Source organism: Marivita sp., from assembly GCF_020055635.1.
Classification (GTDB): Bacteria; Pseudomonadota; Alphaproteobacteria; order Rhodobacterales; family Rhodobacteraceae; genus Marivita.
Map to the genome: position 1 here is coordinate 1 of NZ_JAIPUT010000102.1, position 8,223 is coordinate 8,223.

The 8,223-nt window shown below is 59.7% G+C and carries 9 protein-coding genes and 1 pseudogene; 7 read left to right on the forward strand and 3 right to left on the reverse strand.

Annotated features, from left to right (window positions below):
- A pseudogene (locus LCF60_RS22540) lies at positions 1 to 267 on the forward strand (ATP-dependent chaperone ClpB); the annotation flags it as partial.
- A gap of 213 nt (positions 268 to 480) precedes the next feature.
- A complete protein-coding gene (locus LCF60_RS22545) occupies positions 481 to 1,137 on the forward strand; it encodes an MT-A70 family methyltransferase (RefSeq protein ID WP_292294789.1) in 657 nt (218 codons plus the stop codon).
- A 253-nt stretch (positions 1,138 to 1,390) separates the two neighbouring features.
- On the opposite strand, the gene LCF60_RS22550 is transcribed toward LCF60_RS22545, so the two are convergent.
- The 3 genes from LCF60_RS22550 to LCF60_RS22560 form a co-directional block, all read right to left on the reverse strand.
- The gene (locus LCF60_RS22550; RefSeq protein ID WP_292294790.1) at positions 1,391 to 2,125 is read right to left on the reverse strand and encodes a BglII/BstYI family type II restriction endonuclease; all 735 of its coding nucleotides are present in this window, start codon (positions 2,123 to 2,125) and stop codon (positions 1,391 to 1,393) included.
- 120 nt (positions 2,126 to 2,245) lie between these two features.
- Entirely contained in the window at positions 2,246 to 2,734 is a 489-nt protein-coding gene (locus LCF60_RS22555) for a fasciclin domain-containing protein (protein ID WP_292294791.1), read from the reverse strand.
- 183 nt (positions 2,735 to 2,917) lie between these two features.
- A complete protein-coding gene (locus LCF60_RS22560; protein WP_292294792.1) occupies positions 2,918 to 3,367 on the reverse strand; it encodes a DUF302 domain-containing protein in 450 nt (149 codons plus the stop codon).
- A gap of 164 nt (positions 3,368 to 3,531) precedes the next feature.
- On the opposite strand from LCF60_RS22560, the gene LCF60_RS22565 reads away from it, so the two are divergent.
- The 5 genes from LCF60_RS22565 (at position 3,532) to msrQ (ending at position 7,834) form a co-directional block, all read left to right on the forward strand.
- Entirely contained in the window at positions 3,532 to 4,050 is a 519-nt protein-coding gene (locus LCF60_RS22565) for a hypothetical protein (protein ID WP_292294793.1), read from the forward strand.
- Positions 4,051 to 4,187: 137 nt separating this feature from the next.
- Entirely contained in the window at positions 4,188 to 5,675 is a 1,488-nt protein-coding gene (locus LCF60_RS22570) for an FMN-binding glutamate synthase family protein (protein ID WP_292294794.1), read from the forward strand.
- Between the two features lie 66 nt (positions 5,676 to 5,741).
- A complete protein-coding gene (gene rpiB / locus LCF60_RS22575; protein ID WP_292294795.1) occupies positions 5,742 to 6,182 on the forward strand; it encodes a ribose 5-phosphate isomerase B in 441 nt (146 codons plus the stop codon).
- 134 nt (positions 6,183 to 6,316) lie between these two features.
- Positions 6,317 to 7,222 (forward strand): protein-methionine-sulfoxide reductase catalytic subunit MsrP, encoded by a 906-nt coding sequence (msrP, locus tag LCF60_RS22580; protein WP_292294796.1) that lies wholly within the window; start codon positions 6,317 to 6,319, stop codon positions 7,220 to 7,222.
- A 3-nt stretch (positions 7,223 to 7,225) separates the two neighbouring features.
- Complete coding sequence (gene msrQ, locus LCF60_RS22585; RefSeq protein WP_292294797.1) at positions 7,226 to 7,834, forward strand: protein-methionine-sulfoxide reductase heme-binding subunit MsrQ; 609 nt, start codon at positions 7,226 to 7,228, stop codon at positions 7,832 to 7,834.
- The last annotated feature ends 389 nt before the right edge of the window (positions 7,835 to 8,223 follow it).

Below are 8,223 nucleotides of genomic sequence, written 5' to 3' on the forward strand. Positions count from 1 at the left end.
CTTGCGGCGCGCAAGATCGAGCTTCAGCTTGATGACGGCGCGCGGAAGTGGCTGGCCGAGGAAGGCTATGATCCGGTCTTTGGTGCGCGACCCTTGAAGCGGGTGATTCAGCGGGCATTGCAGGACCCGCTGGCCGAAATGCTTCTGGCCGGAGATGTCTCGGACGGGGACCTGGTGCCGGTCACCGCGGGTTCCGAGGGCCTTATCATCGGCGACAGGGTTGCGGCTTCGAACCGGCCGCGTCCGGATGACGCCGTTGTGCATTGAGCCTGATCCGGGCTGACGCTGAAAGGCGGGGGGAAACCTCCGCCTTTTTGCATGTCTGGCCCGTGGCGGGCGCTGGCAAGAGGCCTGATCTTCGGAGATTTGCAAAGCGTTAAGGTCAACGGCCTAAGAACTGCGGCAGGCCTGCGTGTTCTTTGTTTGCCCGATACAAAATATTGATTTAGACAGGAACGAAACCACAACAAGAGGTGAGTCATGACTGCGGCGGATGATCTACGCACCTTCCTTGGCGAAGACCGTTTTGCCACTGTCATGGCAGACCCGCCCTGGCGGTTCCAGAACCGGACCGGCAAGGTCGCGCCCGAACACAAGCGGCTGGCGCGCTATCCGACCATGACCCTCGAGGAGATCTGCGATCTTCCTGTGGCAGAGCATCTGGAAGATCGTGCCCATTGCTACCTGTGGGTGCCGAATGCGCTGCTGCCGGAAGGGCTTCAGGTACTGAATGCCTGGGGGTTCGAATACAAGTCGAACATCATCTGGGAGAAGGTGCGCAAGGATGGCGGGCCGGATGGTCGGGGCGTCGGATTCTATTTCCGCAATGTCACCGAAATCCTCTTGTTCGGCGTCCGGGGAAAAGACGTGCGCACGTTGGGGCCGGGCCGGTCCCAGGTGAATTACATAGAGGCGGACGAGCCGGATGGCGATGTCCTGAAGACTCGCAAGCGGGAACACAGCCGCAAACCCGATGAACAGTACAAGGTCATCGAGAGCTGTTCCTGGGGCCCGTATCTTGAACTGTTCGGGCGCGGCGTTCGCGAAGGCTGGACCGTCTGGGGCAATCAGGCCAGCAATGACTACAAACCGACCTGGAAGACGTACAAGCACAATTCGGGCGTGGCAGCGGAATAAAGCTCGGCGCAGAAAATGTCCGATCTTGCGCTGTCGGCTGGTTTCACAAGACGCGCAACTACCATTGCCGACCTTTTCACGCGCTCTTTCTCAGCCTCGGAAGGCGCTGATAGATCAGGTGGCGGCGCCGTTCAGGTTGCAATACCCGCAGGGTTGGCTGGGCCAAACCCTTGATGGAAAGGCATTTGCGCCGCTCAAAGGCACCTGGCGGACAATGCCCGCCTTCAACGATCCCGCGTTCTGGTGACTGGCGTCAGGGGTCGATGATCGACGCCGGCAACCCGATCAGCAAAAGCGGGCAGGGGCTGCCCACACCCCGGTCGATCCGGTCCTTGAGTTTTTGCCAATGCGTCGTCGCGGCGCCGAACTTGTCGCTGACGAATTGCTTCGAGAAGGCTTCGGCAAAGGGGATGCCCTTTTCAGTCAATCGTTGCACCTTGTCGCGCTGACGCCGCGTGCGGTCCTTCATGCCGAAGCTGTCCACCATGTCGGATTCGCCTGCAAAGCCGTGCTTTTCGATGCAGTTCTGGATGATGGTCAGCATGTCGGTTTGCAGGCTGGCACCGCGCGTGATCAGGATGCCGACCGATATTGCGGATTGCGCGTGCAGACGCTGAAAGTTCTCGAGATCCCGGTCGAAAAACGGATCCTTGTTGTTCCATTCGATTTCGAGCGCGATGGTCCCCGCCTTGGTGCGTCGGACATGGTCGATCTCGTGGCTGTTCGAGACGGTTTCCCTGCCGTCCACGATCAGCCGGAAGTCGAAATGGTGCTTGGGCCAGTTCTCCGCATAAAGCCGTCTTCGCAAGCGTTGCGTCGAGGGCGCCTCGCCGCCACCGGAGCCGATCAGTTCCTCAGCCGGGATGTGCAGGTCCAGAAGCGCGGTTTCGAGTTCGCCGGAGACCTTGGGAAAATCCACCGACAGGATTGCGCCCGCGTGGTTGCAGGTTGCGATATCAAATCCCTTGGCGCTGAGGCGATCAAACATTTCAGCAGCCTAGTCGAAGCGGACCGCGCTGCAAGCGATTGCGACGGTCAATCGGCGCAAGCCATCGCACAGAAAAAGGGCGGCCCGAGAGCCGCCCCGTCGTCAACACATGGTTGGGGTTTACATCCCGGGCATGATCACCGTGTCGATCACGTGGATCACGCCATTCGACGCTTCGATGTCGGCGGTCGTGACGGTTGCGTTTTCGACCATTACACCATTGTCGAGGTCGATGGTCACCGTGTCGCCCTGAACCGTTTCGGCTTCCATGTCATCCGCGAGGTCGGTGGACATGACCTTGCCCGGAACAACGTGGTAGGTGAGGATCGAAACCAGCTGATCCTTGTTCTCCGGCATCAGCAGGCTTTCGACCGTGCCTTCCGGAAGCGCAGCGAACGCTTCGTCGGTCGGCGCGAACACGGTGAACGGGCCTTCACCCTTCAGGGTTTCCACAAGATCGGCTGCCTGAACGGCTGCGACCAGCGTTTCAAAGGAACCCGCATCGATTGCGGTGTCCACGATATCCTTTGTGTGACCAGCCGCGAAGGCGGCTGTGCTTGCGAGCATCGAAGCTGCAGCGGTGAGGGCGATTGTTGTCTTACGAAACATTTAGGTCGTCCTTTTTGTCATACGTTCTGATGCGTGTTGCATCTGAAGGGTTAGACGTAGGCCGGACGGGAATGGATCAGCGGGGATTTCCGCCTGTGCCGCTTGACGGGGAGGGCTTGCCGCCTAAGCCGCAAGCCCTTGAGTTTTCAAATGAAGTTCTTGTGATCGCGCGTTATCGTTCCGTCAGTTTTCCAGCCCGATTGCGGCTCGCGCGATACCGTCGAGCATCGCCTCGACCTGCTTCATCGCGCCGTCCGGAAAGCTGCGAAACCCGATGGTGGTGGTCTCGGGCGTGTCGGGCCGGACCATGACGAAAATGTCGTAGGGACAGAAGCTGATATTCATGGGATCGGCTTCCATCACCTCGCGGGAAATCTTGGCCGAGCAGAAGCTGTAGATATCCGCTTCGAGATAGAGTGTGACCTCGGAGCCGACATCTCCCTTCGTGCGTTCGAGCATGTCGCCAGTGTGGCTGACGTGGTCGATGACAAGCCCCTCGTCGAGGATGGCGTTTTCCAGCCCGAAGGTGACATCTTCGAAGGACTGGTCGGTGTCATAGGTGATGATGTCCTGCGCCGCGACAGAGGATGCCGCGCAGGCGATGATGACGATCGGGAGGATATGTTTGTTCATGTCGCCATATTACTGGAGACTCACGAGATTTAAATATGCGAATTGCCGCATTTGTTTGCTTTTCCCAGGGTGCCGAACCCGAACTGCGAGAATCGCATGCCATATGGTAACGTCGGCATATAGTGACAGTCATTTGACGATTGATTTCAAAAGGAATGCCGGGAATGGCCAGTTGGCATGACCAGATCATCTGGAGCGCACCGCACAGCATTGCGCAGCTTACCCAACATCGCGGTGCGCGTTCCGTGATCCCTACCGCACGGGGCTTTTATGCGTTTGTGTCGGGTTGCCATCCGCCGTCGCCGGAGCGCTCGCTGTATCTTGGCATTGCCGTCGGCCAGCGCGGTTTGCGTCAGCGGCTTGGCTCTTACCTGCGCACCGTCGTGACCGAGCACAAGGCCGAAGCGATGAAGCACAAGGGAAAACGGCTGGTGTCCTTTGCCCGGATCCGCGGCATTGGCGGCACTGGAAAGGGCACCCGGAACAGCACGAGAAACGACAAGTTCATACATGTCTGCTGGGCCGAAGCTCCTTTCGAGTTCGGCGGGAAGACCGCGACCGGCAACGAGCGGGAATGGGCGTTCTTGCTGGAACGTGCGCTGATCGATTATTATCGACCCGTGTTCAACACCGCCGATTGGGACGGTGACTGGGATTTCGACATGGAAGATGACGCGTTTTGACACCGGTGGCATCGCGCGACACGCCATAGTGACCGATTTGCACCCCGACACGGTTCAGCCCTTCTTGCGGTCTCCTTGCCAAGTTGCAACTGTGGCGCAGCCAGGCTGTGCTCTGGCCCTGATGGACAGGGGGTATCATGGGCGTCGTGATGTACGCGTTGCAGTTTCTGGCTGTGCTTCTGGTCGGCGTGATCGGGCTGACGCTGCTGGTCGTGTTGGTTTTCGCTATCGTCGACAGGACGCAGACCAGTGATGCGATCCGGCGCAATTATCCGGTTCTGGGGCGGTTCAGGGGTCTGTTTTCGACCTTGGGTGAATTCTTCCGCCAGTATTTCTTTGCGATGGATCGAGAAGAGCTGCCGTTCAACCGTGCCCAGCGGGAATGGGTCAAGCGCTCTGGGGAAGGCCATGGCAATACGGTGGCGTTTGGCTCTACGCGGAACACGGGGATCGTCGGCACGCCGCTTTTCGTCAACGCGCCTTTTCCGCCGGTGGATGACCAGTTCGCCAGCTCCGAGCCAAAGGTCATCGGCGCTGGCGCGCGTATTCCCTATACGGCTACCTCGTTCTTCAACCTGTCAGGCATGAGTTACGGCGCGATTTCCAAACCTGCTGTACGCGCGCTCAGCCGGGGCGCAAAGCGCGCGGGGATCTGGATGAACACAGGCGAGGGCGGGTTGTCGCCCTACCACCTCGAAGGCGGCTGCGACATCGTCTTTCAGATCGGCACTGCCAAGTACGGTGTGCGCGACGCCGACGGTCAGCTGAACGAGGACAGACTGCGCGATGTGGCTGCGCATGAAACCGTGCGCATGTTCGAGATCAAGCTGAGCCAGGGAGCCAAGCCGGGCAAGGGCGGCATCCTTCCCGGCAGCAAGATCACCCCCGAGATCGCCGCCATTCGCGGAATCCCGGTCGGTCAGGACAGCATTTCCCCGAACCGGCATGTCGAGGTGGATGACTGGACGGATCTCCTGAACATGATAGCGCGCGTGCGCGAGGTGACCGGCAAGCCGACAGGAATAAAGATGTGTGTCGGCTCCGAAGACGGAGTGGTGGGGCTTTTCGAGGCGATTGCCCAGCGTGGCGCGGACGCGGCTCCGGACTTTATCACGCTGGATGGTGGAGAAGGTGGGACGGGCGCGGCCCCCATGCCGCTTATCGACCTCGTGGGCATGAGCATCCGTGAAGCGCTGCCGATCGTTGCGAATATCCGCAACGCGTATGGTCTGCGCGACCGCATAGCGCTGGTGGCCAGTGGCAAGCTGGTCAATCCCGGAGACGTGGCCTGGGCGCTGGCGACGGGGGCGGATTTCGTGACCTCCGCACGCGGGTTCATGTTCGCGCTGGGATGTATCCAGGCGCTCAAATGCAATCGCAACACCTGTCCCACGGGTATCACCACGCATAACCCCCGGTTCCAGGCCGGGTTGGTGGTCGAGTCCAAGGAACTGCGCGTCGCGGCCTATGCCAAGGAGATCGTAAAGGAGGTCGAAACCATCGCGCATTCCGTGGGGGTGGCCGAACCGCGCCTGATGCGGCGCACCCATGTGCGGGTGGTGCAACCCGATGGTCGGACGATCCTGATGTCCGATCTGTGGCCGCAGGCGCAGCCGGTGAATTGACGAAACGCGGCCCGTCTGATCCAAGGCGGCCAGTTGCCCTACGGCTTTGATACGGGATGATCTTCCATGACCAGCACCAGACGCCTTGTGCTTTCCAGTGACCACGCCGCCATCGCGCTGCGCCAGACGATTGCCGACCATGTGGCGGCCCAGGGGTGGGACGTTGTCGATATCGGCCCGACCACGCCCGAGAGCACACATTATCCAAAGCATGGTCAGGCCGCCGCCGAGCGGGTTGCCTCTGGCGATTGCGTGTTGGGCATTATCCTGTGTGGCACCGGCCAAGGCATCATGATGGCCGCGAACAAGGTCAGGGGCATCCGCTGCGGTGTCTGTTCCGACACGTTCTCGGCCCGCATGATCCGTCAGCACAACGATGCCAACATGCTGTCGATCGGCGCCCGCGTGGTCGGTGACGGGCTCGCGCTTGATATCGTGGACGCGTTCCTGTCGGCCGAATTCGAAGGCGGACGTCACGCGACGCGGGTCGAGATGATCGAGGGCTGAGGCTGAGCATCAGATCTCTGCACAGCGCAGGCCGCTGCAAACATTTCATCATCACCACGGACACGTGAGGCAAGTTGGTTTGGTCGGGCTGGCGCGGCCATCTATATGGCAGGGGATAGCAAAGTGAGGATCTCATGGCATATCGTTGGAAGAACACCCTGACCGCAGAGGATGCGACCCCCTATTCCGCCTTTCTGAACCGGCGTCAGATGATGGCCGGTATGGCAGCCGGGGGTATCGTCGGGGCGATTCCAAAGGGAGCAACCGCGCAAGAGGTGCTCGAGCCAAACACGTGGGAGGAGATCACGAACTACTGTAACTTCTACGAGTTCGGCACCGGCAAGGAAGACCCGGCGCGTTATGCCGATGCGTTGACCATCGATCCATGGACGGTGCGGATCGACGGTCTTGTCGACAAGCCGGGCGACTACAATTTTGCCGACATCATGAGCCAGATGACCATCGAGGAGCGCATCTATCGCTTCCGCTGTGTCGAGGCCTGGTCGATGGTAATTCCATGGAACGGGTTCGAGCTTGCCGATCTTCTGGAATGGGTCGGCGTTCAGTCTTCGGCCAGGTATGTGGCGTTCGAAACGGCGATGCGCCCGGATGAAATGCCCGGCCTGTCCTCGCCTGTCATTGATTGGCCATATGTCGAAGGCTTGCGCCTCGACGAGGCGATGCACCCGCTGACGATCATGGCCACGGGCATCTACGGACGTGACATCGCCAAACAGAACGGCGCTCCGATGCGTCTGGCGGTGCCGTGGAAATACGGTTTCAAATCGATCAAGTCGATCGTCCGGATCTCTCTGGTCGAGGACGAGCCCCCCACGGCATGGAACAAGTACAGCGCGCGGGAATACGGGTTCTACAGCAATGTGAACCCCGAGGTGGATCACCCGCGCTGGTCGCAGGCCACAGAACGGCGGATCGGCGGCGGGCTTTTCGCCAAGCGCCAGCCGACGCTGATGTTCAACGGTTACGAGGAAGACGTGGCCAGCCTTTACCAAGGCATGGACCTGCGGGAATTCTTCTGATCCGTGCTTGATCGGGCGAATACCCTTTTGCGTCGGATCCCGGCCTGGGGTCTGTATCTTGTGGCGCCGGTTCCGGTGATCTGGATCTACCTGCTCGGACTGACCGGCGAACTGGGTGTCGACCCGGCAAAACGGATAGAACACCAGCTGGGTCTCTGGAGCCTGTGGCTTCTGATTGCCGGTCTGGCCGTAACCCCCTTGCGACGCTTTGCCGGACTGAACCTGCTCAGGTTCCGACGGGCCATCGGGGTGATCACCTTCTTCTATATCCTTGCACATCTGCTGACATGGCTTGTTCTGGATGTGCAGTTCCAGGGCGTCTGGGCCGATATCGTCAAACGCTGGTACATCACCGTGGGAATGGCAGGCTTCGTTTTGATGATCCCGCTCGTCGCGACATCGAACGACTGGAGCCTCCGAAAGCTCGGGTCCGTCACGTGGCGCAAACTGCACAGGCTCGTCTATCCGATCGCCATTCTGGGCGCGTTGCACTTCCTTCTTCTGACCAAAGGCTTCCAATGGGAGCCGCTGCTCTACGCGTTGGTGATCGCTGGGCTGCTTTTGAGCCGGACAAGACGCCGGCACAGCCGCCCGAACCGGGTTGCCGCCTGAGCGACTGACGCAGGTCTTGCGGCCAACATGGCCGAGGGCGCAAGATATAGAAATCCTGTCTGGTAAACTTGCGGCAACTGTGGCCCTTGCGCAGGATTGTTGCGTTAAGGGGCTGATTTTACGCCATAAATGAAAAATGAAAAAAACTGGCAATCAGGCGATTTTTTCTCTTGCGGACTCGGAGCACTAACCGTAAATACCCCTTCACCGGCGGCGCTGAGGTGCACGTTGGGACGCTGGAAGGGACGACGGGCTGCGGTTCGGATGATCTGGAAGGTGGATAATTCAGGGGTATATCAGGGCGGGCGCGCCGATAGTATAGGGCGCACTGGTCTGGTTGTTTGTCTTCTGGGTTGCTCTTTGACATTGCTAATATCTGAAGAGATATG